General features: G+C 63.8%; 26 protein-coding genes. 21 read left to right on the forward strand and 5 right to left on the reverse strand.

Going from position 1 to position 24891, the window contains the following annotated elements; all coding sequences use genetic code 11:
- Together ACIQXM_RS11995 and ACIQXM_RS12000 are read right to left on the reverse strand one after the other, a co-directional pair.
- A complete protein-coding gene (locus ACIQXM_RS11995; protein ID WP_400931700.1) occupies positions 1-975 on the reverse strand; it encodes a glycosyltransferase in 975 nt (324 codons plus the stop codon).
- A 1-nt stretch (position 976) separates the two neighbouring features.
- Positions 977-1876, reverse strand: a complete 900-nt coding sequence (locus tag ACIQXM_RS12000) for a glycosyltransferase (RefSeq protein WP_400931702.1) — start codon at positions 1874-1876, stop codon at positions 977-979.
- A 157-nt stretch (positions 1877-2033) separates the two neighbouring features.
- Here ACIQXM_RS12000 and ACIQXM_RS12005 point away from each other — a divergent pair, with 157 nt between their 5' ends.
- From ACIQXM_RS12005 to murA, 14 genes are all read left to right on the forward strand, one after another.
- Positions 2034-3938 (forward strand): polysaccharide biosynthesis protein, encoded by a 1905-nt coding sequence (locus tag ACIQXM_RS12005; protein ID WP_400931703.1) that lies wholly within the window; start codon positions 2034-2036, stop codon positions 3936-3938.
- Entirely contained in the window at positions 3938-4936 is a 999-nt protein-coding gene (locus ACIQXM_RS12010) for a glycosyltransferase family 4 protein (protein WP_400931705.1), read from the forward strand. Before ACIQXM_RS12005 ends, ACIQXM_RS12010 begins: the two co-directional genes overlap by 1 nt.
- Positions 4937-5047: 111 nt before the next feature.
- Complete coding sequence (locus tag ACIQXM_RS12015) at positions 5048-5530, forward strand: hypothetical protein (RefSeq protein WP_400931707.1); 483 nt, start codon at positions 5048-5050, stop codon at positions 5528-5530.
- The gene (locus ACIQXM_RS12020; protein WP_400931709.1) at positions 5523-5798 is read left to right on the forward strand and encodes a hypothetical protein; all 276 of its coding nucleotides are present in this window, start codon (positions 5523-5525) and stop codon (positions 5796-5798) included. The genes ACIQXM_RS12015 and ACIQXM_RS12020 overlap by 8 nt, the downstream gene beginning before the upstream one ends.
- Before the next feature lie 85 nt (positions 5799-5883).
- A complete protein-coding gene (atpB, locus tag ACIQXM_RS12025) occupies positions 5884-6687 on the forward strand; it encodes a F0F1 ATP synthase subunit A (protein ID WP_400931711.1) in 804 nt (267 codons plus the stop codon).
- Positions 6688-6760: 73 nt separating this feature from the next.
- Positions 6761-6976: an ATP synthase F0 subunit C gene (gene atpE / locus ACIQXM_RS12030; RefSeq protein ID WP_191807777.1), complete on the forward strand. Its 216-nt coding sequence runs from the start codon at positions 6761-6763 to the stop codon at positions 6974-6976.
- Between the two features lie 45 nt (positions 6977-7021).
- Positions 7022-7570, forward strand: a complete 549-nt coding sequence (locus tag ACIQXM_RS12035) for a F0F1 ATP synthase subunit B (RefSeq protein ID WP_400931712.1) — start codon at positions 7022-7024, stop codon at positions 7568-7570.
- On the forward strand, positions 7570-8385 hold the full coding sequence (locus ACIQXM_RS12040; protein ID WP_400931714.1) for a F0F1 ATP synthase subunit delta: 816 nt from the start codon (positions 7570-7572) through the stop codon (positions 8383-8385). The genes ACIQXM_RS12035 and ACIQXM_RS12040 overlap by 1 nt, the downstream gene beginning before the upstream one ends.
- Before the next feature lie 99 nt (positions 8386-8484).
- Positions 8485-10122, forward strand: coding sequence for a F0F1 ATP synthase subunit alpha (gene atpA / locus ACIQXM_RS12045; protein ID WP_400931716.1), 1638 nt, complete (start codon positions 8485-8487; stop codon positions 10120-10122).
- A 97-nt stretch (positions 10123-10219) separates the two neighbouring features.
- Positions 10220-11113, forward strand: coding sequence for a F0F1 ATP synthase subunit gamma (locus ACIQXM_RS12050; RefSeq protein WP_400931718.1), 894 nt, complete (start codon positions 10220-10222; stop codon positions 11111-11113).
- Positions 11114-11191: 78 nt separating this feature from the next.
- Entirely contained in the window at positions 11192-12655 is a 1464-nt protein-coding gene (gene atpD, locus ACIQXM_RS12055) for a F0F1 ATP synthase subunit beta (RefSeq protein WP_400931720.1), read from the forward strand.
- A 5-nt stretch (positions 12656-12660) separates the two neighbouring features.
- Complete coding sequence (locus ACIQXM_RS12060) at positions 12661-12954, forward strand: F0F1 ATP synthase subunit epsilon (RefSeq protein ID WP_400931722.1); 294 nt, start codon at positions 12661-12663, stop codon at positions 12952-12954.
- 9 nt (positions 12955-12963) lie between these two features.
- On the forward strand, positions 12964-13392 hold the full coding sequence (locus tag ACIQXM_RS12065) for a DUF2550 domain-containing protein (protein WP_400931724.1): 429 nt from the start codon (positions 12964-12966) through the stop codon (positions 13390-13392).
- 37 nt (positions 13393-13429) lie between these two features.
- Entirely contained in the window at positions 13430-14695 is a 1266-nt protein-coding gene (gene murA / locus ACIQXM_RS12070; protein WP_400931726.1) for a UDP-N-acetylglucosamine 1-carboxyvinyltransferase, read from the forward strand.
- A 187-nt stretch (positions 14696-14882) separates the two neighbouring features.
- Here the strand turns inward: murA and ACIQXM_RS12075 are convergent, their stop codons facing one another.
- Complete coding sequence (locus ACIQXM_RS12075) at positions 14883-15086, reverse strand: cold-shock protein (RefSeq protein ID WP_104101230.1); 204 nt, start codon at positions 15084-15086, stop codon at positions 14883-14885.
- A gap of 298 nt (positions 15087-15384) precedes the next feature.
- The gene (nucS, locus tag ACIQXM_RS12080; protein WP_400931729.1) at positions 15385-16080 is read right to left on the reverse strand and encodes an endonuclease NucS; all 696 of its coding nucleotides are present in this window, start codon (positions 16078-16080) and stop codon (positions 15385-15387) included.
- A gap of 40 nt (positions 16081-16120) precedes the next feature.
- Here nucS and ACIQXM_RS12085 point away from each other — a divergent pair, with 40 nt between their 5' ends.
- On the forward strand, positions 16121-16480 hold the full coding sequence (locus ACIQXM_RS12085; RefSeq protein WP_400931731.1) for a hypothetical protein: 360 nt from the start codon (positions 16121-16123) through the stop codon (positions 16478-16480).
- Here the strand turns inward: ACIQXM_RS12085 and ACIQXM_RS12090 are convergent.
- Entirely contained in the window at positions 16477-17787 is a 1311-nt protein-coding gene (locus ACIQXM_RS12090; RefSeq protein ID WP_400931733.1) for an AI-2E family transporter, read from the reverse strand. The genes ACIQXM_RS12085 and ACIQXM_RS12090 overlap by 4 nt on opposite strands.
- Positions 17788-18023: 236 nt before the next feature.
- Between ACIQXM_RS12090 and ACIQXM_RS12095 the strand changes: the two genes are divergently transcribed.
- The 6 genes from ACIQXM_RS12095 (at position 18024) to ACIQXM_RS12120 (ending at position 24884) form a co-directional block, all read left to right on the forward strand.
- Positions 18024-19820, forward strand: a complete 1797-nt coding sequence (locus ACIQXM_RS12095) for a hypothetical protein (protein WP_400931734.1) — start codon at positions 18024-18026, stop codon at positions 19818-19820.
- 66 nt (positions 19821-19886) lie between these two features.
- Positions 19887-20843 (forward strand): co-chaperone YbbN, encoded by a 957-nt coding sequence (locus ACIQXM_RS12100; RefSeq protein WP_400931736.1) that lies wholly within the window; start codon positions 19887-19889, stop codon positions 20841-20843.
- Between the two features lie 10 nt (positions 20844-20853).
- A complete protein-coding gene (locus ACIQXM_RS12105; protein ID WP_400931738.1) occupies positions 20854-21963 on the forward strand; it encodes an NADH:flavin oxidoreductase/NADH oxidase in 1110 nt (369 codons plus the stop codon).
- A gap of 176 nt (positions 21964-22139) precedes the next feature.
- The gene (locus ACIQXM_RS12110; protein ID WP_400931740.1) at positions 22140-22934 is read left to right on the forward strand and encodes an ABC transporter ATP-binding protein; all 795 of its coding nucleotides are present in this window, start codon (positions 22140-22142) and stop codon (positions 22932-22934) included.
- Positions 22916-24487: a transporter gene (locus tag ACIQXM_RS12115; protein ID WP_400931742.1), complete on the forward strand. Its 1572-nt coding sequence runs from the start codon at positions 22916-22918 to the stop codon at positions 24485-24487. Before ACIQXM_RS12110 ends, ACIQXM_RS12115 begins: the two co-directional genes overlap by 19 nt.
- 85 nt (positions 24488-24572) lie before the next feature.
- The gene (locus ACIQXM_RS12120) at positions 24573-24884 is read left to right on the forward strand and encodes a DUF3039 domain-containing protein (protein ID WP_400931744.1); all 312 of its coding nucleotides are present in this window, start codon (positions 24573-24575) and stop codon (positions 24882-24884) included.
- Positions 24885-24891: the final 7 nt, after the last annotated feature.

Genomic DNA, 24891 nt, shown 5'->3' on the forward strand with positions numbered 1-24891 from the left:
TCATGTGGGCGGAGCTGGAACAAGCGGCGGCATGGGCTGCCATGATCCATCGTGCAGGATGGCGCGGCTTTCGCGCCAACCGCGCCACAGGCTGGCCACGCCGGTGAGCCTGTGTTCGACGGCGAGCAGCCGCAGGAGTTCCTTGGCAGCGGTCAGCAAAGTGCCCAGGGCAAATCCGGGACGGCTGAACTGCCCGTGCACCCGCAGATACTGGGCGGTGTGACCGCGGTTGCGCATGGAATAGAAGCGGCTCAGGTCGCTGGAGTCATTCAGGTGCCTGATGCCCAGATCAATCTGTTTCTGCGGGCGGACCTTCTGCAGCACAAAATCATTGACGTACACCACGTCCGTCAGGCGGGAGGCCAGCCAACCATAGATTTCGTCGTCGCCGTTGATGAAGTAGCGCTGGTCCGGAAGGCCGATCTGACGGACCAGGCCAGCGGAAATCAGCATCCCCTCGAAGCAGCCCACATTGGTGGCAAACACCGGCGAGTCCCGGAAGACGTTCCCGCGGACGGGCACGTGGATCCCCAGGAAGGGCAGGAAGCGGTGCTGCCAGAAGAACGGCCGCCCCGCCCCGTCCATGCGCCGCCCATGGATGCACTCATACATGCCGGTCCATTTGCGCAGCGCGACCACCGCGCCGGGAAGGATGGCGACGTCGTCGTCCATCAGCCACAGCCAGGACGCGCCTTCGGCGAGGGCGCGTTCCACGCCCGCCGCGAAGCCCCCGGCGCCGCCGGCATTGACGGGCAGGCGCAGGTTCACAAGGGGAACGCTCAGCTGCTTGGCAGCGGCGGCGAGGACCTCCTGCGTGTCATCGGTGCTGGCGTTGTCCACCACGATGATCCGCACCGGTCCGGACTCAAGCGCGGCCACGGAATCCAGCAGGCCGCGCAGGTAGCCGGAACGGTTGAACGTGGTGATGACAAGCGTCAGCTCGGCAGCTTCAGCGGAACCCTGGGCGGCGGACATGTCAGAACCCGAAGTCCGACGGCGGTCCGAAGCGGCGTCCGCGCATACCCGCGGCATAGGCCCGCAGCCAGGCGGCGAAACCGCGCGGGTCGCGGGTCCTGGCGAAGTGCACGGGATAGCCCACGGCGTCCGCGGCGAAGGACCGCAGCCGCTTGTACTTCCAGGTCAGGTGGCCGCGGTTGCGGTAGAAGTAGAACTGCTTGAAGGCGTTTTCGGGAACCAGCACGTGCAGCCGGTCACCGGCCACCTGCTGCACCTCCGCCCATGCCGCGGGATGGGTCAGCGCCACGGAGGTGACTGTTCCAAAACGGATCCCGGCGCGCCGCAGGCGGATCATGAAATCCGTCTCATCTCCGCGGATGAACAGGCGCAGGTCCGGCAGGCCAACCCGAAAGAAGACATCGGCGCGGATCAGCGCGCCGTTGAAGAAGTGTCCAACGTCCGGAATGAAGCCCAGCTTTTCAACTTCGGCACGGCTGTGCGTGAGCTTGCCGTCGAGCCGGAAATGGAAGGAAAGGGTGTCCGGCTGCCCCGGGGCCACCACCAGGGGAAGGACCACGTCCATCCGGTGTTCCTGCGCGGCTTCCAGCAGGGCGGACAGGCAGTTGGGATCCTCGGGATGCGCGTCGTCATCCATGATCCAGATCCAGTCGGCACCCGAGGCCATGGCGGACAGGATAGCCAGCGAAAAACCGCCGGCACCGCCGAGGTTGGTGTGGGAACGGATGTAGGTGACCGGCGCCGGTGAGGCTTCAGCGATATCCTGAACCGGAGTCTTCCCTGAGTCCACCAAGGATACTGACGTAATGTTGGCGCTCTGCGCAGCTAGGGAGTCCAACAGTGTGGAGACGTCGTCTGGGCGGTCGAAAGTTACTGCTGCTACGGCCACGGAGTCCGGCAAAATGGTCCTTTCGAGGCAACCCGGATGCGCGGCACAAGCCGAACGGAGAAGGGTGTGCAGTTAGAATGCAGATGAGATTCCAGTCTATTACACCGGATTCTTCCGAACTGTGTTGCAACCACCGAGAAGAGAACCGGGGAACTACCCGTTGAGGATTATGAGGCAGACAAGCACGGACGAAAGCGGGTCCTTCCGCGAGGAAAAACCTGCATTGTGGCTGTGGTCACAGTACATCCTGGACTCTCTGGCCTGGATTGTGGCAGTGGTCCTGGCACTGGTTCTGCGCTACGAACTGACGGTGGACCAGATCAATTTCGGCGGCCTCGCAGTCTTCTGCGGTGTGGCCGTGCTGGTGCAGTTGGTGGTTGGATACTCCTTCGCCCTGTACCGCGGGAGGTACAGCTTCGGCAGCTTCCATGAGATGCGGCTGCTGGCCATGGTCACCCTGGTTGTGGCCGTCATCCTGGTCCTGGTCAGCGCACTCTTCGGCCTGACCATCGACATTCCCCGCTCCACCGGCATGATCGCCTTCCCGTTTGCCTGCCTGTTCATGGCTGCCATCCGCTACCTGAAGCGCATGTATGTGGAGGGCAAGGTTCGGCCGGGCGACGAAGCCCAGCGCGCCCTCGTGTACGGAGCCGGTTTCCTGGGCAGTTCGCTGGTCACCCGCATGATGAAGGATCCCGATTCCCCTTATTACCCCGTTGGCCTGATCGATGATGACCCGGCCAAGAAGCATCTCCGGCTGTCCACCGTTCCGGTGCTGGGCCGCCTGGAGGATTTGCGGGAGATTGTGCAGCGAACCCGCGCCACCACGCTGATCATTGCCATCGCCGACGTCGAAGCCCGCCAGGTGCGGCAGGTCACCGACACCGCCGAGGGGCTGAACCTGCGGGTGCTGGTGCTGCCGCCGCTGAAGGACATGCTCAGCAAGGGCGCCGGGGCCGGACTGACCGATTTCCGCGAGGTCGCCGTCGAAGACCTCATCGGCCGCCGTCCCGTGGACATCCATGTGGAGGAAGTGGCCGGCTACCTCACCGGACGCAAGGTCCTGGTAACCGGTGCCGGCGGTTCCATCGGCTCGGAACTGTGCCGCCAGATCACCGCTTTTGACCCCGCTGAACTGATCATGGTGGACCGGGATGAAACCGGCCTGCAGCTCACCCAGCTCTCCATTACCGGCCACGGCCTGCTCAACGGCAAGGACACCGTCCTGGCCGATATCCGGGACCCCGAGGCACTGGACCAGATCTTCTCCGAGCGGCGTCCCGACGTCGTTTTCCATGCAGCCGCTCTCAAGCACGTCTCCCTGCTGGAGCAGTATCCGCAGGAGGCCTGGAAGACGAACGTCCTGGGCACAGCGAATGTCCTGCGTGCAGCCAAGAAGGCCAAGGTCCGGTACTTCGTGAACATCTCCACGGACAAGGCCGCAAACCCCACCACGGTGCTGGGGCACTCCAAGCGTGTGGCGGAAAAGCTCACCGCATGGATGGCCGGCAGCACCAAGGACCGCTACGTCTCCGTGCGGTTCGGCAACGTGATTGGCAGCCGCGGCTCCATGCTGCCGCTGTTCACGGAACAGATCCGCCAGGGCGGACCCCTGACCGTGACCGACCCCGAGGTCACCCGCTTCTTCATGACCATCCCTGAGGCTTGCCAGCTGGTCATTCAGGCCGGCGCCATCGGCCGCGGCGGCGAAGTCCTGATCCTGGACATGGGCGAGCCGGTGAAAATCCTGGACGTGGCCAAGCGCATGATTGCCATGTCGGGCAAGGACATCGAAATCGTCTTCACCGGCCTGCGCCAGGGCGAAAAGATGCATGAGATTCTGGTGGGGACCGGCGAGGATGACTCCCGGCCGCTGCACCCGAAGATTTCCCACACCGCGGTGGACGAGCTGGACCCCTCGGACCTGAAGTTCGAAGACTGGCTGCTCAAATGCGGTGTGAATACCCACGGCGAGGCACTGCCTCCGGTCACCGGCATCGGCGACTCAGCCGCCCGGGACCGTGCCGGCCTGCACCGCTTCAACGGCGGAACGGCTGAACGGCGGACCGGCTGATGCTGCTGGCCCTGTGCACCGGTGCGGCGTTCCTCGCCAGCCTGCTGCTGCCGTTTCTGTTCGTCCCCTTCCTGCGTCGTCTCGGTGTCCTGGATATCCCCAATGAGCGTTCTTCCCACTCCAAGGTGATCATCCGCGGCGTGGGCGTCACGATCGCCGTCGGCGTTCTGCTGGGGCTGGGACTGTCCCTCATTACCGGCCTGGTGGCGGTGGACCGCTCCATAGTGCTGATCCTGATGGCTGTCATTGCCCTGGCGTCGCTGCTGGGGTGGATAGAGGATTTCCGCGGATTGTCCGTCCGGGTCCGCGCAGGCCTGCAGCTGCTGCTGGGAATTGCCGGCACCGCCGCGCTGGTGTGGACCATGGGGCAGAGCTACTGGTGGATTCCGGTGGGTGCGCTGGCCATCGCCGCCTACATCAACGTTGCCAACTTCATGGACGGCGTGAACGGAATCTCCGGGCTGCACGGCATCACGGTGGGCGTCCTGTACTCTGTGGCCGGAGTCCTGGGGGACCAGCTGTGGATGACGGTGGCCGGTGCGGTCACCGCGGCGGCTTTCGCCGCTTTCCTTCCATGGAACCTGGGCCGGGGATCGGTGTTCATGGGCGACGTCGGCAGCTACCTCCTGGGGGCATCGATTTCCGGCATCGCGGTGGCAGCCTTCCTGGCCGGCGTCAACGTGGAGTACCTGCTGTTCCCGATTGTCATCTACCTCGCCGACACCTTCTCGACCCTCCTGCGGCGCATGAGCAGGGGAGAGCGCTGGTACGCGGCGCACCGCCAGCATGTTTATCAGCGCCTCACCGACGCCGGCCTGAGCCATCTTCAGTCCGCCTCAGTGGTGACAGGCTGCACCCTCCTCACCGGAGCAGCGGGGTTCGCAGTGGCGGGTGGAGACGATGTGCTGAAGGTCGCTGTGACGCTGCTCGCCGTGGCCGTCGTGGTGTTTTACCTGTTCTCGCCCAGGGTTTTCGGACGCCGCACCGCGGAGGTGTGAAGCCGTGAGACGCGTCCGGACAGGAGGCACTTCTATGTGCTGTAGAATTTCAGGAGCCGACGTCACCCGCGGCCTATCACCACACTTCAGGCAAGGAAGACTGCCCACACCATGAGATCCGCAGACGGCTCCCGCTTCGGTGGGATCCTGAATCCCTCCGGGCCAACGAAGGCCCCCTGGCTGGGAATTCTCAGGGCCGCCCTTGTCATGACCGGTATCGGTGCCCTCTGCGCTGCTGCTGCCGCCGCAGTGATTGTGGATCTTGAAGCAGCGGCCAGTGCCCTTCTTGGCTGGTTCCTGATCGTTGCTTTCTTTGGGATCAGCCTCCTGGTGGGGCATTTTGTCGGGCGGAAGAATCCATCAGGCGCCATTGGCATGTTCGTAGTCACCTACGCCATCAAAATGGTTGGCTTCGCTGTCATTCTTTTGATGCTCGGCGTGCCGCCGTGGCTGAACCGTGAATGGTTTGCGCTGACGGCCCTGGGTGTTGTGGTTCTCTGGCAGGCCGCAGAGATTCGCGCCTTTTCCCGAACCCGTTACCTGATCTTTGCCGACGATCCCGAACCGGCCGGCGAAGGAGTCAAACATGCCTAAGCAACAGCCTTCAACGGTGCCCCCAGCCTTCGAGGCTCCCATCAGTTTCCGGCGCGCAGTGATGCAGTATGTCCTTGCGGGAATCATCGCCCTGGGTTTGATAGGGTGGGGGCTGGATAGTTTCCTGGGAACTCGCTGGATTTTACCGGCCGGTATCGTCATGGGTGCGATCAGTGGCTACTATGTGGCCGCCGCGCACCGGCGCACCTCGGGTGCAGACCGACCCACCAGGGGCGGAAAACAGTCGGATACGGATAAATCGAATTGACTTCACAAAACCGAAATAACGGGCGCACCTCATGCGTGCCCGCCAATGACATGCCCAACGATGGACACAGCAGAGAGGAAACGCGTTGATCGCGCTTGCGCTTCCCGCCTCCAATGACGAGGGATTCGTTCCACCCACCCTCGAAGACATGCACCTCCCTGAGATCCTTCCCTGGGGCGCCCCGAGCGGTGAAGGATTTGGTAAGCAAATGCTGCTTATCCTCATCTCCATCATCATCATCGGGTGGTTTTTCGTAGCCGCAGCCCGCAAGGGGCAGCTGGTCCCCGGACGGTTCCAGTTCCTTGGTGAATTCGGATACAACTTCGTCCGGAACTCGATCGGCCGGGACATCATCGGTGAGAAGGACTTCAAAGCCTTCACTCCGCTGCTGTTCAGCCTGTTCTTCTTCATTCTGATCAACAACCTGTGGGGCACCATCCCGCTGGCGCAGCTGCCCACCACCTCACATGTGGGTGTGGCCTACGCCCTGGCCGGCATTGTGTACTTCACCTGGATCATTCTGGGCATCAAGAAGCACGGCTTGGCCTACTTCAAGTTCGCGACTGTGCCGTCCGGCGTGCCGATGGCCATTCTGCCGCTCGTGGTCCTGATTGAAATCATCTCCACCTTCCTGGTCCGTCCCATCACGCACAGCCTGCGACTCTTCGCGACCATGCTGTCGGGCCACCTCATTATCATGCTGGCGGGTGCCGGAACCTCGTTCCTGCTGGTGCATGCAGAGGGACTGCTGAAGCCGCTGGGTATCCTCACCCTCGCCGGCGGCGTCGCTATGTTCCTCTTCGAAGTTTTGATCCAGGTCCTGCAGGCCTATGTCTTCACCCTGCTGACCGCGATCTACATCCAAGGCTCCCTGGCCGAGGAACACTAAACCTCCCCTTCCGGGGAACCTCCCCTGAACCACACAACCTGCCCTTTCGGGCATCTTGAAAGGAACAAGCCAAATGATTGGTGAAATCAACGGCAACATCAACCTCGTCGGTTACGGCCTGTCGGCCATCGGCGGCGCCATCGGCGTGGGTCTGGTCTTCGCTGCGTACATCAACGGTGTTGCCCGCCAGCCGGAAGCCCAGCGCGTCCTCCAGCCCATCGCCTTCCTTGGCCTTGCACTGACTGAAGCACTGGCTATCCTTGGTCTGGTTTTCGCGTTCGTTCTGTAACTTCAGCGCGAATTTTCCTAACCAAGTAGATAGGACGGATGGTAAATGAACGAGGCACTAATCCTCGCCGCTGAAGAAGGCGCGAATCCGCTGGTCCCAAACATCTGGGAGATCCTCGTAACACTGCTTGGCTTCGCTGTGCTGATGTTCATCGTGGTCAAGTTCGTCGTCCCGATGTTCGAGAAGACGTACGCAGAGCGCACCGAGGCCATCGAAGGCGGACTTAAGAAGGCCGAAGCCGCACAGGCTGAAGCCAGCGCGGCCTTGGATGAATACAAGCAGCAGCTGATCGACGCACGCACCGAAGCCAACCGGATCCGTGAGGAAGCACGCGCCGAAGGCGCCCAGATCCTTGCAGACCTGAAGGCCAAGGCCGGCGCCGAATCCGCCCGCATCATGGAACAGTCCCACATCGCCATTGAGGCGGAGCGCCAGGCAGCTGTCGTTTCCCTCCGCAGCGAAGTGGGAACCCTCGCCACTGAACTGGCTAGCAAGATTGTTGGCGAGTCCCTCGCTGACGATGCGCGTGCCGGCCGTGTGGTTGACCGCTTCCTTGACGATCTGGAAAACCAGAACGCAGGTGCGGTTCAGTAATGGCAGGTATATCGAGCGAGTCACTGGCTGCGGCTCAGGTGAAGCTGGAAGCCCTGCTTCCCGGCGCAACCCTGTCCCTGGCCGAAGAACTCTTTGGAATTCTGGGCCTGCTGGACAGCGATGCTGGACTGCTGCGTGCCCTGACGGATCCGGCTCGTGAAGCCTCTGCCAAGGCGGCCCTGGTCTCCAAGCTGGTTCACGGCAAGGTTTCAACCGACGCCGAACAGTTTGTTGCTTCTCTGGTGGAGTCCCGGTGGCGGACCCCGCGTGACCTCGGCGATGCCCTGGAAACCCTGGGCGCAACAGTGGTTTCCGCTGTTGCGGAAAACAAGGGTCCCGGCCTGGCCGGACTGGAAGAGCTGGAGAACGATTTGTTCCGGTTCAACCAGGTGGTTGCAGCCAATCATGAGGTGCAGCGCGCCCTGCAGGAACCGCAGGCGTCCGCCCGGGCCCGCTCGGAACTGGCACTGAAGCTGGTGCCGGGTGTGGGAGCCGAAGCAAAGGTGCTGATCAAGCAGGCAGTAACCGCCCCGCGCGGACTGCGGCCCTCGGCACTGGTCAAACGCTTCATGGAACTGGTAGCGGCCCGGCAGCAGCGGTGGATTGCAGAAGTGCAGTCAAGCCGTCCGCTGACGCTGGAACAGCAGAAGCGTCTGCAGTCCTCCCTCAACGGACTGTACGGCCGTGAGCTGAAGATCAATGTCAACGTGGACCCGGCCCTTTTGGGCGGCATCCGTGTCACGGTGGGGGATGAAGTAGTTGATTCCACCGTTGTGACGCGACTGACTGAACTTCGCCGAAAGCTCGCTGTCTAGTCACCTTCGTGGCCGGAAACGGCCAGAGAAACAATTGAGAACCAATCACGGTCATCGGCAACAAGCGATGATCACAACATAGGAGAGCAGGGACTGCAGATGGCCGATTTGACCATCAACGCCGACGACGTCCGTAATGCGTTGAACGAATTCGCGGCGTCCTACGAACCCGGAAACGCAGAGCGCGTTGAAGTTGGCCGCGTAACAACTGCCAGCGACGGCATTGCCCGTGTGGAGGGCCTGCCCTCCGTCATGGCAAATGAGCTGCTTCGGTTTGAGGACGGCACGCTGGGCCTCGCCCAGAACCTCGACACCCGTGAAATCGGTGTTGTTGTACTCGGCGATTTCGCCGGGATCGAAGAAGGCCAGGAAGTTCACCGCACCGGTGAAGTCCTGTCCGTACCCGTAGGCGACGCCTTCCTGGGCCGCGTTGTTGACCCGCTGGGCGAGCCCATGGATGACCTGGGCCCGATCCAGGCCGAGGCACGCCGTGCACTGGAACTCCAGGCACCCGGCGTTACCCAGCGCAAGTCGGTTCACGAACCGCTTCAGACCGGACTCAAGGCAATCGACGCCATGATTCCGATCGGCCGCGGCCAGCGCCAGCTGATCATTGGCGACCGCAAGACGGGTAAGACCGCCATTGCCGTTGACGCCATTCTGAACCAGAAGGCCAACTGGGAGTCCGGCGATGTTGAGAAGCAGGTGCGCTGCATTTATGTAGCCATCGGCCAGAAGGCATCCACGGTCGCCGAGATCAAGCGCACCCTCGAAGACAAGGGCGCAATGGCGTACACCACCATTGTTGCTTCCCCTGCTTCGGACCCCGCAGGCTTCAAGTACCTGGCACCGTACGCCGGTTCGGCCATTGGCCAGCACTGGATGTACGGCGGCAAGCACGTTCTGATCATCTTTGATGACCTGTCCAAGCAGGCCGAAGCCTACCGCGCCGTCTCACTGCTGCTCCGGCGCCCGCCGGGACGCGAGGCATACCCGGGCGACGTGTTCTACTTGCACTCCCGCCTGCTGGAGCGTTGCGCCAAGCTGTCCGACGAGCTCGGTGCCGGTTCGATGACGGGCCTGCCCATCATCGAAACCAAGGCAAACGACGTCTCGGCGTACATCCCGACCAACGTCATCTCCATCACCGACGGTCAGATCTTCCTGCAGTCGGACCTCTTCAACGCCAACCAGCGCCCCGCCGTCGACGTCGGTATTTCCGTCTCGCGCGTCGGTGGTGCTGCACAGCAGAAGGCCATGAAGAAGGTCTCCGGTACGTTGAAGCTGGAACTGGCCCAGTACCGCGACATGCAGGCATTCTCCATGTTTGCTTCGGACCTGGACGCAGCCACCCGTCAGCAGCTCACCCGCGGTGCGCGTCTGATGGAACTCCTCAAGCAGGGTCAGTACGCTCCGTACCCCGTTGAAGAGCAGGTTGTCTCGATTTGGGCCGGCACCAACGGCTACCTGGACGATGTTCCCGTGGAAGATGTGCTCCGCTTTGAAGGCGAGTTCATCGACCACCTGAAGCACTCCACGTCCGTCCTGACCACCCTGGCCCAGACGGGCAAGCTTGAGGACTCCACTGTGGATGAACTCAAGTCCCGCGTTGTTGCGTTCAAGCAGGGCTTCTTCGGAGAAGGTGACAACCACATGGTTGCCGCCGGCAATGAAGAGCACTCCGCCTTGGGCGAAGACGCTGTTGACCAGGAAAAGATCGTCAAGCAGAAGCGCTAGCAGCTTTGCGTTCCGTGCCCGGGTTTTTGATCCGGGCACGGAACTCTAGGCCTATGCCTTAGCCCCTAGTAGAACGCTAGGAACTGAAAGGAAAAGTATGGGAGCCCAAATTCGGGTCTACCGTCAGAAGATCGCCTCGACGACGTCGATGCAGAAGATCTTCAAGGCGATGGAGCTGATTGCTGCCTCTCGCATTGGAAAGGCACGCACCCGTGTGGCTGCGTCATTGCCGTATTCCAATGCGATCACCCGTGCCGTTTCTGCTGTGGCGTCCCAGTCGGAAATCGACCACCCGCTGACTACCGAGCCGGAGCAAATCCGTCGGGCAGCCATGGTTGTTATGACATCCGACCGCGGTCTTGCTGGTTCGTACTCCGCCAGTGTGCTTAAGCAAAGCGAATCCTTGGCCGAATTGCTCCGTGAAGAGGGCAAAGAGGTCAAGACCTACCTGGTGGGACGTAAGGCGCAGGCGTACTACGATTTCCGGAGCCGCGAAACTGCGCGTGTCTGGACCGGAAACACCGATGCACCGGACTTCGAAACCGCCCGAGAAATCGGCCGCGCTCTTCTTGATGACTTCAACACAGACTACGAAGACGGCGGCGTGGATGAAATCCACATTGTCTACACGCGGTTCAAGTCGATGGTTGTCCAGGAACCCACGGTCATCCGTCTGCTTCCGCTGGAGGTAGTCGAGGAAGAAGCGCAGTCTGAGACTGAGCTGCTTCCCCTGTACGAGTACGAGCCCGAACCCGAAATGGTTCTTGACGCACTGCTGCCGCGCTACATCGAGTCGCGCATCTTCGCAGCCATGCTTCAGGCAGCCGCTTCCGAGCTCGCCGCCCGCCAGCGTGCAATGAAGTCCGCAGGGGACAACGCCACTGACCTTATTAAGAAGTACACGCGACTTCGCAATAACGCCCGTCAGGCCGAGATCACCCAGGAACTGTCCGAGATTGTGGCCGGTGCCGACGCGCTCAGCGCGTCCTAGCCCGGCTCTCAACAGGACCCGTTCCACCAAGAAGCAAACTTTAGTCCACACGCCATCTAACTGAGTGAAGTGAGAGAGATGACTGCCCAAACTGTCGAGCACGGATCTGATTCCGTAGCCTCGGGTGCCACCGGCCGTATCGCCCGTGTCATCGGCCCGGTTGTCGACGTCGAATTCCCGGCTGACGCAATCCCTACCATCTACAACGCGCTGACCACCGAGCTGACGCTCAACGGTGAAACCCGCACCATTACGTTCGAAACGTCCCAGCACCTCGGTGACAACCTCGTGCGCGCCATTTCCATGCAGGCCACCGACGGCCTGGTCCGCGGCGCAGCCGTCAAGGATACCGGCGCTCCGATTTCTGTCCCCGTGGGCGACGGCGTCAAGGGCCACATCTTCAACGTCCTGGGCAAGCCCCTGGACGTTACCGAAGAGCAGCTTGAGATCACCGAGCGCTGGCCCATCCACCGCAAGGCCCCTAACTTTGCGGACCTCGAAGGCTCCACCGAGATGCTGGAAACCGGCATCAAGGTCATCGACCTTCTGACCCCGTACATCAAGGGTGGAAAGATCGGCCTGTTCGGCGGCGCCGGCGTCGGCAAGACCGTGCTGATCCAGGAAATGATCACCCGTGTTGCCCGTAACTTCGGTGGTACTTCGGTATTCGCCGGTGTTGGCGAGCGTACCCGTGAAGGAAATGACCTCTGGGTTGAAATGGAAGAGGCAGGCGTCCTGAAGGACACCGCCCTTGTATTCGGCCAGATGGATGAGCCGCCGGGAACGCGTCTGCGCGTGGCCCTGTCCGGGCTGACCATGGCGGAGTACTTCCGCGATGTGCAGAACCAGGACGTGCTGCTGTTCATTGACAACATCTTCCGCTTCACGCAGGCAGGTTCGGAAGTTTCAACGCTTCTGGGCCGCATGCCGTCCGCTGTGGGTTACCAGCCGAACCTTGCCGATGAGATGGGTCTCCTCCAGGAACGCATCACGTCCACCAAGGGTCACTCGATTACGTCAATGCAGGCCATTTACGTGCCTGCTGATGACTACACCGACCCGGCCCCGGCCACCACGTTCGCGCACCTGGACGCCACCACGGAACTTTCCCGTGAAATCGCCTCGCGCGGCCTGTACCCGGCCGTGGATCCGCTGACCTCCACGTCGCGCATCCTCGACCCGCAGTACGTGGGCCAGGAGCACTACGACACGGCTGTCCGCGTCAAGCAGATCCTTCAGAAGAACAAGGAACTGCAGGACATCATCGCCATCCTCGGTATTGACGAGCTGGGCGAAGAGGACAAGATCGTTGTGGCACGTGCCCGCCGCATCCAGCAGTTCCTGTCTCAGAACACCTACACCGCCAAGCAGTTCACCGGCGTCGAGGGCTCCACGGTCACCATCAAGGAAACCGTTGAAGGCTTCAAGGCCATCTGCGACGGCGACGTTGACCACATTGCCGAGCAGGCCTTCTTCAACGTTGGCAGCATGGACGATGTCATGGCCAACTGGGCGAAGATCCAAGAGCAGACCGGGAAGTAAGCCCCATGGCGAACACTGCTGAACTCGAAGTTGAGATTGTCGCAGCGGACCACTTTGTGTGGTCCGGCGCGGCAACGACGGTCAATGCACGCACCAGCGAGGGCAGCGTCGGGATCCTTCCCGGCCACGCTCCGCTGCTGGCCATCCTGGCTGCAGGCGAAATGGCCATCGAGCCGGTCTCCGGTGCACGCTTCACGGTCACTGTTGACGGCGGATTCTTCTCCGTTGACAGCAACCGCGTGGTAATTGTCGCTGACAACGCTCAGTTGAACGACGCAGCCAACGCTGGGACTCGCTGACCCTTCCCAATGAGCAGCTCCTATGTGTTCATTGCGCTGGCAGGGCTCCTGTTCCTGCTGGTACTGGCAGTAGTTCTGTTCGGAGTGCGCCGCAGCCAGCTGCGGCGCACCCTGGGTACATTTGACGCCTCCATTTGCCTTCCGCCCCGCGGTTGGCAGATGGGGGTTTGTCGTTATACGGACACCCGTCTGGAGTGGCTGAGGCTCATCTCGCTCAGCCCGCGTCCGCCCCACAGCTTCCTCCGCAGTTCCCTGGAAATCGGGAGCTGGAGGGAGCCGACCGAAGCTGAGCGTGCCCGGATCCAGCCCGGCGCCATTATCGTCACCCTGTGTCACGAGGACAGCGAGTTCCTCCTGGCAATGAAGTACGAGGTCTACACCGGCCTCTCCTCATGGCTGGAAGCCGGCCCGGTCATCGGCATCGGCACCTGGCGCTGAGTCCGGGACCAGCCGTCGGCCACCTTAGTATTGAGGCATGGAAGACGTCATTGTTGTTACCGGCCCGGCCTCGCTCAACGGAGCAGTCAGTGTCCCCGGAGCCAAAAACAGCGTCCTGAAACTCATGGCGGCAACACTGCTTGCCCAAGGACGCTCCACCATCACCAACGTGCCCAACATCCAGGATGTCTGGATCATGGCCGAGCTGCTGCGCCGGCTGGGCTGCACCGTTGATTACGACGTCGACGCGGGCTCTGTCTCGATCGACGTTCCCGAGCTGCCCGGACACCAGGCGGACTATGACCTGGTGCGGGCCATGCGTGCCTCCATCTCCGTGCTGGGCCCGCTTGTGGCGCGCTGCCGGCAGGCCGAGGTGGCGCTCCCGGGCGGCGACGCCATCGGTTCCCGCGGTTTGGACATGCACCGCGCCGGGCTTGAGCTGATGGGAACCACCATCACCATTGACCACGGCTATTTGGTGGCGTCCGTTCCGGAAGGGCTGATCGGCGCCCGCCATCTGCTGGACTTCCCCTCCGTCGGTGCCACCGAAAACCTGATGATGGCCGCAACCCTGGCCGCCGGCACCACCGTGATTGACAACGCCGCGCGCGAACCGGAAATCACCGACATTGCCGAGATGCTCAACGAGATGGGTGCACGGATCTCCGGCATAGGCACCAACACCCTGGTGATCGAGGGGGTGGAGCGGTTGAACCCGGTGGTCCACCGGGTAGTGCCTGACCGGATCGTCGCGGGAACCTGGGCGTTTGCCGCTGCCATTACCGGCGGCTGCATCGAAGTCCGCAACGCCGATGCCTCCGCCTTGAGCGTTGTCCTGGACAAGCTCTCCCAGGCCGGCTGCACCGTCACGGTGGGGGAGGACAGCTTCACGGTCAAGGGCAATGACCGCCCGGAGCCCATCAATGTGTCGACGCTGCCCTACCCGGGCTTTCCCACCGACCTGCAGCCCTTTGTCGTGGCTATGAACGCAGTGTCCACCGGATCCGGGATGGTAACCGAAAACGTCTTTGAAGCGCGCTGGGGATTCACTTCGGAGCTGGCCCGGCTGGGGGCAGTGATTCGGCTCGACGGCCACCACGCCCTGATCCAGGGCGTTCCCCGGCTGTCCGGTGCACCGGTGGAAGCCAACGACATCCGTGCAGGAGCTGCACTGGTGATTGCCGGGCTTGCGGCGGAGGGCACCACGGAGGTCCGCGGGGTGGACCATATTGACCGCGGCTATGAGAACTTCATGGAGAACCTGCGCGGACTCGGGGCGCGGGTCGTGCGCCGGCGGAGCTGATTGCTGGTCCTTCGTTGCTGTCCCTGAGCCCGGGCCCCTGACCCGTTCCCCTGGCCCGTTGGACACCCCCGGACCGCACAAACTTCCCCCGGACCGCATAAACAAAGGAAGTCCCCGGCAGATGCCGGGGACTTCCTTTGTTTATCCGGGAACCCCCGGACAGGTAATGCTGAGTTTGTGGCGAAGCTTAGAGGGCGGTGACGCCGGTGGCCTGGGGGCCCTTGGCGCCCTGGCCGATTTCGAACTCAACGCGCTGGTTCTCATCAAGCGTCTTGAAGCCACCGGTCTGAATTTCAGAGTAGTGAACAAAGACGTCTCCGTCTGAATCATCGGGAGTGATGAAGCCGAAGCCCTTTTCAGCGTTGAACCATTTGACGGTACCCTGTGCCATTTTGTTTCTCCTCATAAGTGGAACTACCGGCCGCCACACCCCGCGGCGGCCTATTGTTACTGAAACGGGAAGGCTCAAGTTCCTTGCCATTCAGCAGTTCCTTGAGGAGCTTCACGCTCGCAACGGTCTTGCGAGCATGAATAACACCTACACAAAGACTGGTTATAGGATTACACACCCGTAATGGCTGGTCAACGAATTGGTCCGAAAAATTTCCCAGTATTTCGTCGAGTATTCTTCGGGGCCGTTTCAGGTGTTCCGATCACGGGCGAGGATTCCGCCGGTGAGCTAAAACAGCCTAAAAGAGGCGGGACTCCGAATCGTCCACGCCGCGCATGGCGTCGTAATCCAATGTCAGGCATTCGATGCCGCGGTCATTTGCCAGCACCCGCGCCTGCGGCTTGATCTGCTGCGCGGCAAACACGCCCTTAACGGGGGCGAGGAGCGGATCGCGGTTGAGCAGTTCCAGATACCGTGTCAGCTGCTCCACGCCGTCAATATCTCCCCGGCGCTTGAGCTCCACGGCCACGGTGGCCCCGGAGGCGTCACGGGCAAGAATGTCCACGGGTCCGATCGCCGTCATGTATTCCCGGCGGATCAGGGTGTAGCCCGCCCCCAGCTTGGTGATCTGCTCGGCAAGGAGCCGCTGCAGGTCAGCCTCCACTCCGTCCTTGATCAGGCCGGGGTCAACACCCAGGTCATGGTTGGTCTCGGAGAACCGTTCATAGATGCTGATGACCAGTTTGTCGTCGGTCTTGGCGCTCTGAACGTTCCAGGTTTCGATCACGCCCGTTTCGGCGTCGTCCTCGCCGGGCGCGGTGATGCGCAGGGTGGCCGGAGGGCTCATCCAGTTCAGGGGTTTGTAGGAGCCGCCGTCGGAATGGATCAGGACGGAACCGTCGGCTTTTACCATCAGCAGACGGACGGCGAGCGGAAGATGGGCACGGAGGCGGCCGATGTAGTCAACAGAGCAGCGGGCTATTACTAAACGCACAGTTGCACTTTACCGGCTCTGCTCGGGCAAAATGATCTATATGCCCCGTTCCAACCGACCCCGCCGCCCGCCGGGCGCAGCCAACGCCAATCTGGGCCGGAGTGCCCGCAGCAAGTGGGCAGTGCCTGCCGTGGAGCTGGACCTGGAGCGGACCCGCGCCGGCATTCCGCAGCGTGAAAGTGCGCCTGACGGTGAATGGTCAGTGCGGCAAATCACGGCACGCAATGCGGCAAAAGAGTACAAATGCCCCGGATGCGGCATGATCATCCCCCCGGGAATCCCGCACCTGGTGGTGTGGCAGGAGGATTCGCTCCTGGGCCGTGAAACCGCCGTCGCAGACCGCCGGCACTGGCACGAGCGGTGCTGGCGGACGCGGCGAACCGGCGGCCGGCGCCGCTAGAGCCGGTCCTGGCGCGAAATAAACACTTCCTTGAGCAGCAGCAGCACCGCGGCCGCGGTGGGAATGGCAATCAGGGCACCGAGGACGCCCAGCAGCGTTCCGCCTGCGATAACTGCGATGACGGCTACGGCGCCGGGTACCGCCACGGCGCGCTGCATGATGCGCGGGGATACAAAGTAAGCCTCGAACTGCAGGTAGGCCACATAGAACAGGGCAAACACCACGGCCGTCTGCCAGCTGACGGTAAGCGCCACCAGGGAAACCAGGACCAGTGCGATGGGCGGTCCCACCAGCGGAATGAAGGCCAGCAGGGCGACCACAAACGCCAGCAGGACCGAGAACGGCACTCCCGTGATGGACATGACGATAAAGGCGTACGTGGCGTCCAGCAGGGCCACCAGCCCCTGGCCGATGACATAATTGCCCACGCTGCTGGTGATTTCTTCTGACAATACCTCCACCCGGCGCCGCCGGCTGCGCGGTGCCAGCCGATAAGCCCATTTCTTCATGGAGGGCAGGGATGAGAGGAAATAGAGAGTCAGCACCAGGATGATCAGCGCACCGAAAAGTCCGTTGGCAATGACGGTGCCCACGGAGAGCACTCCGCCGAAAACTCCGCCGAGGGCGTCGGCATTGGTGAAGAATTTGTTGACCTCGTCTTCGATTCTCTCGCGCACATGGAACTGGTCTTCAATGCTGACGAAGAAATCGGATTCCAGGAACTTGTCCACGTACCCCGGCGCATTGGTGACGATTTCCGAGGTTTGCCGGACGATGGTGGGGATCAGGGTTGCGAAGAAACCAATAACGATGGCGGCCAGGCCCAAGACGGTGATGGCAATTCCGGCAGGCCGGGGTATGTGCCGTGCCCCCAGCCACCGGACCACCGGGTCCAGGCCCAGGGCAATGAACAGTGCTGCGCCAATCCACACCAGCAGTTCACCGACGTTGGTGAGGATGAAATATCCCAGCAGGGCAATTCCCACGCCCACCGAAAACATGAAGCCAAAGTGAATCGGATGGCCGTTCATGCCGCGGGGCTGATCATCGGTGCCCGCGCGGTCCACGCCGCCGGCCCGGGTTCCGGCTTTCCCGGGGGCTTCATCGGCTGCAGCGGCGGCTTCGGGCGGGATCTCAAACCGGGGCCGGGGGAGGGGTCCGGGAACACCGCGGGGCACCGCGTGCCGGATCCGCTCCGAAGCTCCGGTCAGGAACCGCCTTCCCGGGCGTTCCGGCGGAGCCGGTTCCCCTGCCTGCTGCGGCCCGGAAGGAGGCTGCTCAGCCGGCTGGTCCTGGTTCTCGGCCATAATTTTCCAAGTCTCCTAGCTCTGGCGAACGCCCGCCGTACGAAGCGTCACATTATCAGCAGGAGCCATGACGGGAGGGGGCCGCCGTCCGACACGGGGCCCCGAATGTGCCCCCAACATGTATTTCGTTACCATTGGGTTATAAACCGGTTACCGCCCCGACAGCCATGAGGCCACGTCCCGTTCCGCCTGCCCGCAGGTGAGGCGATTGCACCGAGACTGAAGATAGGTAAGTTGTGCGAAACAAAATTGCAGTTCCGCTGATTGTGATCGGCGTGCTCCTGATGCTCGTCGGCATCGGCCAGCGCACCATCTGGGCTCCTCCCACCACCCTCACCGCCGCAGCACCGTCCCAAGACCGCGAAGCACCTCTGACCGTCATCGGCTCGGACGTCCTCACCGAACATTCCGGGGGCGTGGACCTGACTGTTGCCGGGGACGGCACCTTCCTGATGGCCGTGGGCCGGGCCGACGACGTCGATGCCTGGGTGGGGGATGCCTCCGCGCTGCGGATTGGAGCCGACGGCGACTCCCTGACCTCGGAGATTGCGGACGGGACTGCGACAGTGCCCAACCCCGCCGGTTCCGACCTGTGGGTCTCGGAACAGGACATCGACGGTGAAACCACCTTCACCTGGGAAGCTCCAGCGGAAGGGGACTGGCAGATCCTGCTGGCCACTGACGGCACCGGCGCCGCTCCTGCGGATGTCTCCGTCACCTACGCCAATGATGCGTCCACCCCGTTCGCCATCCCGCTGATCGTTGCGGGCGCGCTCGTCGCCGTTCTCGGCCTGGCCCTGGCCTTTACCTCCGGGCGGGGCAGCAACGGACGCCCCTCCGGCGGCAACGGTCCGGCAAACGCCGGCCCGGAGACCAGGACCCCGGCGGGGGCCGCCCACCCGGCCACCGGAACCACCACGTCGCATCCGGCTGCCGACAAGCCGGCCACCGATAAGGCAGGCGCCGGCAAGCATGCCGGAAACTCCGGTTCCGTTTCCTCCTTTGCAGTCCTTCCCGCCCTTCGCCGCCGCGGCACGGCCTTCAGCGCCGTCCTGGTTGCTTCCCTCTCACTGGGCGCGGTGCCCGCGGTCGCGGCCCTGCCGCTGACAGCCAGCCCCACAGCGGAGGCGAACAGCGAGGCCACCCCTCCCGTGGTTCTGGACTCGCAGCTGGAGCGCATCCTCACCGAGGTGGCAGGCGCGGTCAACGAGGCAGATGCCGCCAAGGACGCCAAACTCCTGGCAACGCGGGCCGGCGGTGCCGCCGCCACCCTGCGGGAGGCCAACTACGCCACCGCGGCAAAGGTGCCGGAGAACGCGGCGCCGGAACCGGTGGTTGCTGATCCCCTGAAGACCGACCTGATCATGGGCGGGACCGAGTTCCCGCGCAGCATTGTTGCCGTCACCCAGGGAACGGACAACGAGGTTCCGCAGGCACTCCTGATGGTGCAGGAATCCGCCCGTGAAAACTACAAGCTGGTTTCGGCTATCAAGATGCTGCCCGGAACCACGTTCCCCGCCCGCCCGGCGGCCAACACGGGCGTCAGTCCCGCGCCGGCCGAGTCCTCCGACGGCCTGGCCGCGGCCCCGAAGACCGCTGTCGATTGCCTGGCGGACGCCCTGACCAACCCCGAGGGCTCCAACAAGGACACGTTCTCCGCCAACACCTTTACAGAGGCAGTCACCAAGTTCCAGGCCGATGTCCTGGCCAGCCCGGACAACAAGTTCGCCAAAATTGCGTTCAAGCACACCGCCAACCCGAGCGATACCCGTGCCCTGCGAACCCCGGACGGAGGTGCCATTGTCTTTGGCTACATGGACAGCACCTACACCAGCATTCCGCGCGAGGCCGGTGACTCCATCAATCTGGAGGGCACGATCTACGAGAAGCTGACGGGCAAGGCGAACACTGAAGCAGGAATCGACGTCAAATACGGCGAAGGTGTCATGCTCTACGTTCCGCCGGCCGGCAGCACGGACCAGGCTCAGGTCATTGGTGCCGTCCAGGAACTGCTGTCCGCAAACCTGAAGTAAGCCCACCCTCCGTCAGGGAGAGCCGGGGGATGCCGGTGACCCGAGACTGCGTATTAAGGTAAAGCCATGAGCACTCCGAATCACCGTCCCGCCCCGGCCGCTTCCTCGATGAACCTGCGGGGAGCCGTTGACCTTTCCGCCCTGAAGGCAAAGGCCACGGCACCCCCGGCAGCGGCTCCCGGACCGGCCGGCGCAGCGCCGGCAGCCTCCAGCCCCTACATTGTGGAGGTCTCCGAACAGTCCTTCCCGCAGGTGGTCCAGCTCTCCGCGCAGGTGCCCGTCATCATCGACCTGTATTCCCCGCGCAGCCCGGAGTCCGCCGAGGTCAGTGCCGTGCTCCAGAACGTGGTCACGGAGGCTGACGGCAAGCTGCTCCTGGCCCGCGTGGATGTTGACGCGCATCCGCAGATTGCCCAGGCCTTCCAAGCCGTTGCTGTTCCCACCGTCGCGGCGGTCCTCAAGGGCCAGCCCGTGCCGCTCTTTGACCGGGCGGTTCCCGAGGAACAGATCCGCGCCCTGGTTGCCGAGCTGCTCCAGGTGGCCGCAGCCAACGGCGTTACCGGAAGCCTGAACGAGGCCGGAGCGTCGGAACCGGCTGAAGAGGCGCCGCTGTCTCCGCTGCACCAGGAAGCGTATGACGCCATTGTTGAAGGGGATTACGACGGCGCCGCCGCCGCCTACCGGCGGGCGCTGGCGGAAATGCCCGCCGACGCCGAAGCCAAGGCCGGGCTCGCCCAGGTGGAGCTGATGGCCCGGCTCAAGGGAGTTGACGCGGAGAAGCTCCGCACCGCCGCTGCGGAAAACCCGAACGACGTCGACGCGCAGCTGGCAGTCGCGGACCTGGATATTTCCGGCGGCCATGTGGAGGACGCCTTCAACCGGGTGGTCCGACTGATTGCCCGCGTCTTCGGAGACGACCGGGAAAAGGCACGCCTTCGGCTGCTTGATCTGTTCGAGGTGGTGGGCGTGGCCGATCCGCGGGTAAACAAGGCGCGCTCCGCCCTCGCCCGGGCACTGTTCTAGGCGGGCCGGCATGACTGACTCTCCACAGAACCTGTTCCCCGGCCTGTTTGACCCGTTTGCACTCCGCGGCCTCGAGCTCGCCCACCGGGGCTGGGTGGCAGCAATGTGCCAGTACTCCGCCGATGAGGTCAACGCGCCCGGTGTGCCGAATGACTGGCACCTGATGCACCTGGGCTCCTTTGCCGCCGGGGGAGCGGCCCTGATCATTACCGAGGCTACGGCCGTCAGCCCCGAGGGCCGGATCAGTCCGCAGGACACCGGAATCTACACCCAGGAGCAGACGGACGCCTGGCGCCGGATCAACGACTTTGTCCACCGGTACGGCGCGGTGGACACAAAGATCGGCGTCCAGCTCGCGCACGCCGGACGGAAGGCCTCCACCTACGCTCCCTTTGCCGCCGGCCGCGGCAGTGTCCCGGCGGACCAGGGCGGCTGGGACACGGTTGGCCCCACCTCCGAACCCTTCGGCCATTACGAAGCACCGCGCGAACTTGATGAGGCGGGCATCGCCAGGGTTATCGAAGACTTTGCCCGCGGAGCCGAGCGGGCCGTGGAAGCGGGCTTTGACACCATAGAAATCCACGCCGCCCACGGTTACCTGCTGCACCAGTTCATGACCCCGCTGGTCAATACGCGCACCGACGGCTGGGGCGGTTCGGAGGAGGCCCGCAACCGCCTCACCCTTGAAGTCATTGATGCTGTGCGAGCCGTGATCCCGGAGTCCATGCCCCTGCTGCTGCGCATCTCGGCAACCGACTGGACCCCCGGCGGCCTGGACGAACACACCTCCGCCCGGCTGGCGGCCCGGGCACGGGAACGGGGTGTTGACTTCGTGGACGTCTCCACCGGCGGAGCCGTTCCGGCTGCTTCCATCCCGGTGGCACCGGGATACCAGACCGGATTCGCTGAGCACGTCCGCACGCACGCGGGGGTGCCGACGGGCGCCGTCGGCCTCATCCGTACCGCCGCCGAAGCGGAGGAAACGCTGCGCGCCGGCCGCGCCGATGCGGTGCTGATTGCCCGCGCCGCGCTGAGCGATCCGCACTGGTGGCTGCATGCCGCGGCCGAGCTGGACGCGAAGCTGCCCTGGGCGCCGCAGTATGAAAGGGCCCACCCCTGACGCCTGCCCCGGTGGACGCGCACGGCGCGGCTGAACGACCGCCGTTAACCGGCGCCGGAGGAGGGGAACGCTCTGGTCCGGAGGGCGGGTACGGGCCGGGCGGAAATGGTCCCTGCGGATGATCCCTGCCGGGCCGGTCGACGGTACGTTGGAGCCATGATGATCGTGGTGATGACATGACCGAGACCATGCCCGGGGAATCTCCCGCCGTCCCCTCCGCCCCGGCTCTGGCCGTGCGGGCACTGGGCAAGCGTTTTGGGGAAAAGATCGCAGTCAACGGGATCAGCCTGGACGTTCCGGCCGGGTCCTTCTATGGCCTGGTGGGGCCCAACGGTGCCGGCAAGACCACTTTGCTGTCCATGGCCACTGGCCTGCTGCGCCCGGGGCACGGCCAGGTGTGGGTGCACGGCACGGATGTCTGGGCCGAGCCGCTGAAAGCCAAACGCCTGATGGGCGTCCTCCCGGACGGGGTCCGGCTCTTCGACCGGCTCACCGGTGAGCAGCTGGTGACCTACGCGGGCCTGCTGCGCGGCATGGACCGCGCCACGGTGGCCAGCCGCGTGCAGGACCTGCTGGAAGCAATGGACCTCACCCGGGATGCCGGCACCCTGGTGGTTGACTACTCCGCCGGGATGACCAAGAAAATTGCCCTCGCCTCGGCACTGATCCATGCGCCGCGGCTGCTCGTTCTGGACGAGCCGTTCGAAGCAGTGGACCCGGTGTCCGCTGCCAACATCCGGGATATCCTGTCCGGCTACGTCTCCTCCGGCGGCACGGTCATTGTTTCCAGCCATGTCATGGACCTGGTCCAGCGCATGTGTGACCACGTCGCCGTCGTCTCCGGCGGCAACCTCCTGGCAGCCGGAACCGTGGACGAGGTCCGCGGCGGTGAAAGCCTGGAAGAGCGTTTTGTGCAGCTGGTCGGCGGACGCACCCACTCGGAGGGACTGCCGTGGTTGCGCACCTTCTGAGGCTCAAGCTCACGCTGCTGCGCAACTCCCTCCGGCGAAGCCCCTGGCAGATTGTGGGCATTGTCCTCGGTGCCCTGTACGGGCTCTTTGTCCTGACCGGGCTGTTCGCGGGCCTGTTCTTCCTGAGTACGACCGACCAGGAGCTGGCGCGCACCGCGATCGTCCTGGTGGGGGCGGCTGCTGTACTGGGCTGGGCCCTGATTCCGGTCCTGGCCACCGGGGTGGACCTGACCCTGGATCCGGCCCGGTTTGTCACCTTCACCGTTCCGCTGCCCAAACTGCTGGCAGGGCTGGCCATCGGCGGGCTCATCGGCATTCCCGGTGCCGTCACCCTGCTGGCAGCACTGGCAAGTGCAGCCGTCTGGTGGCGTTCTCCGGCCGCTGTTGCCGCAGGTGTGGTGAGCGCCCTCATTGCGGTGTTCACCTGCGTCATCGCGGCGCGGGTGACAGTGGCGGCGAGTACTTCGCTGTCCTCTTCCCGCAGGTTCAAGGACATCTCCGGGTTGGTGGCCATCATTCCGCTGGTGCTGCTGGGCCCTCTCATTGCCGGAATTGCCTCCGGCGTCAGCAGTGCCTCCGACTACCTGCCGTCCCTGGCCCGCACCGTGTCCTGGACCCCGCTCGGTGCCGTGTGGGCCGTGCCGGCAGACCTGGCGCTGGGACAGACGGGATCCGCGGCCGCCAAGCTGGGCATCGCCGTCGTCTTCATGGGACTGCTCGCCTGGGCCTGGAAGGTCCTCCTGGTGCGGGCGCTGGTGACGCCTCCGCACAACGCAGGAGCCAGACGCAAGGGTGGAAAGCTTGGATTTTTTGGAGTGTTCCCGGGCACCCCCACCGGCGCCGTGGCCGCCCGCGCACTGACCTACTGGATCCGCGATCCCCGGTACGGCGCCTCACTGCTGATCATTCCGCTGCTGGTGGTGGTGCTGTTGTTCCTGAACCGTACCGACGGGGAGCCGGTGCTGCCCCTGTTCCTGGGACCGCTGGTGGCTTTCCTGCTCGCCTACGGACTGTCGGCCGACGTCGCTTATGACAACACCGCCTTCACCCTGCATGTCAGCACCGGAGTCTCCGGTGCCGCCGACCGTGCAGGACGTGTCCTCGCGTGCGCCGTTTTCGCCGTTCCGGTGGTGCTCATCGCAAGCGTGCTGCCGTGCCTGCTGCTGGGACGGGCGGAACTGCTGCCGGTGGTGCTCGGTGTCTCGCTGGGGATGCTGCTGAGCGGGTTTGGCCTGTCCAGCGTGGTGTCCGCCCGTTACACCTACAACGTTCCGCTGCCGGGGGAGAACGCCTTTAAGACACCTCCGGGTTCCGGCGCGCGGACCTTCCTGGTGCAGGGGCTCGGCATGACGGCGCAGCTGGTGATTGTGCTGCCCGTCCTGGCTTTGGCCCTGGCAGCGGTCCTGACCGGGAGCGCGCTGTTGAGCTGGCTGACCCTGGCGGCCGGCCTGCTCCTCGGGGCCGGGCTGCTGCTGGCCGGGATCCGGATCGGCGGCCGCTGGATGGACCGGCGGGGACCGGAGCTGCTGCAGGCAGTGTCGGTCAACAAATGACGCGCCGGCGCCGGGCAGACGGGGCCGATGCCCCGCCCCTGCCCGGCGGCGGGGCATCGGCTCGCACAGGCCCCCTCGTACTAAGATGGAAACCATGAGTCTTCCTCCCGATCCTTTCGAAAATGACCCTGCCCGCCGCCTCGACGACGGCGGCGGCTCCACTGCAGTCATCGAGCGCGAAGAGCAGCGCGAGTACACCGAGCCCGGTGACAGCGAGCGGTTTGCCCACTACGTCCGCAAGGAAAAGATCATGGAGTCCGCGCTTTCCGGCGAGCCCGTGATTGCGTTGTGCGGCAAGGTCTGGACCCCGGGCCGGGATCCGAAGAAATTCCCGGTGTGCCCCACCTGCAAGGAAATCTACGAAGGGCTGAGCGCGCCCAAGGACGGCAAGAAGTAATTCCGGT

It is taken from the genome of Arthrobacter sp. NPDC097144 (assembly GCF_044762205.1).
Taxonomy (GTDB): Bacteria; Actinomycetota; Actinomycetes; order Actinomycetales; family Micrococcaceae; genus Arthrobacter_B.

Coding starts and splice junctions, on each gene's coding strand:
- ACIQXM_RS12040 (WP_400931714.1), top strand. CDS start 7,570: ATGGCAGGTATATCGAGCGAGTCACTGGCTGCGGCTCAGGTGAAGCTG.
- ACIQXM_RS12085 (WP_400931731.1), top strand. CDS start 16,121: ATGCCCCGTTCCAACCGACCCCGCCGCCCGCCGGGCGCAGCCAACGCC.
- ACIQXM_RS12050 (WP_400931718.1), top strand. CDS start 10,220: ATGGGAGCCCAAATTCGGGTCTACCGTCAGAAGATCGCCTCGACGACG.
- ACIQXM_RS12005 (WP_400931703.1), top strand. CDS start 2,034: ATGAGGCAGACAAGCACGGACGAAAGCGGGTCCTTCCGCGAGGAAAAA.
- murA (WP_400931726.1), top strand. CDS start 13,430: ATGGAAGACGTCATTGTTGTTACCGGCCCGGCCTCGCTCAACGGAGCA.
- ACIQXM_RS12015 (WP_400931707.1), top strand. CDS start 5,048: ATGAGATCCGCAGACGGCTCCCGCTTCGGTGGGATCCTGAATCCCTCC.
- ACIQXM_RS12100 (WP_400931736.1), top strand. CDS start 19,887: ATGAGCACTCCGAATCACCGTCCCGCCCCGGCCGCTTCCTCGATGAAC.
- ACIQXM_RS12075 (WP_104101230.1), bottom strand. CDS start 15,086: ATGGCACAGGGTACCGTCAAATGGTTCAACGCTGAAAAGGGCTTCGGC.
- ACIQXM_RS12020 (WP_400931709.1), top strand. CDS start 5,523: ATGCCTAAGCAACAGCCTTCAACGGTGCCCCCAGCCTTCGAGGCTCCC.
- ACIQXM_RS12035 (WP_400931712.1), top strand. CDS start 7,022: ATGAACGAGGCACTAATCCTCGCCGCTGAAGAAGGCGCGAATCCGCTG.
- atpD (WP_400931720.1), top strand. CDS start 11,192: ATGACTGCCCAAACTGTCGAGCACGGATCTGATTCCGTAGCCTCGGGT.
- ACIQXM_RS12060 (WP_400931722.1), top strand. CDS start 12,661: ATGGCGAACACTGCTGAACTCGAAGTTGAGATTGTCGCAGCGGACCAC.
- ACIQXM_RS12090 (WP_400931733.1), bottom strand. CDS start 17,787: ATGGCCGAGAACCAGGACCAGCCGGCTGAGCAGCCTCCTTCCGGGCCG.
- atpA (WP_400931716.1), top strand. CDS start 8,485: ATGGCCGATTTGACCATCAACGCCGACGACGTCCGTAATGCGTTGAAC.
- ACIQXM_RS12105 (WP_400931738.1), top strand. CDS start 20,854: ATGACTGACTCTCCACAGAACCTGTTCCCCGGCCTGTTTGACCCGTTT.
- atpE (WP_191807777.1), top strand. CDS start 6,761: ATGATTGGTGAAATCAACGGCAACATCAACCTCGTCGGTTACGGCCTG.
- ACIQXM_RS12065 (WP_400931724.1), top strand. CDS start 12,964: ATGAGCAGCTCCTATGTGTTCATTGCGCTGGCAGGGCTCCTGTTCCTG.
- ACIQXM_RS12110 (WP_400931740.1), top strand. CDS start 22,140: ATGACCGAGACCATGCCCGGGGAATCTCCCGCCGTCCCCTCCGCCCCG.
- ACIQXM_RS12120 (WP_400931744.1), top strand. CDS start 24,573: ATGGAAACCATGAGTCTTCCTCCCGATCCTTTCGAAAATGACCCTGCC.
- ACIQXM_RS12010 (WP_400931705.1), top strand. CDS start 3,938: ATGCTGCTGGCCCTGTGCACCGGTGCGGCGTTCCTCGCCAGCCTGCTG.
- ACIQXM_RS11995 (WP_400931700.1), bottom strand. CDS start 975: ATGTCCGCCGCCCAGGGTTCCGCTGAAGCTGCCGAGCTGACGCTTGTC.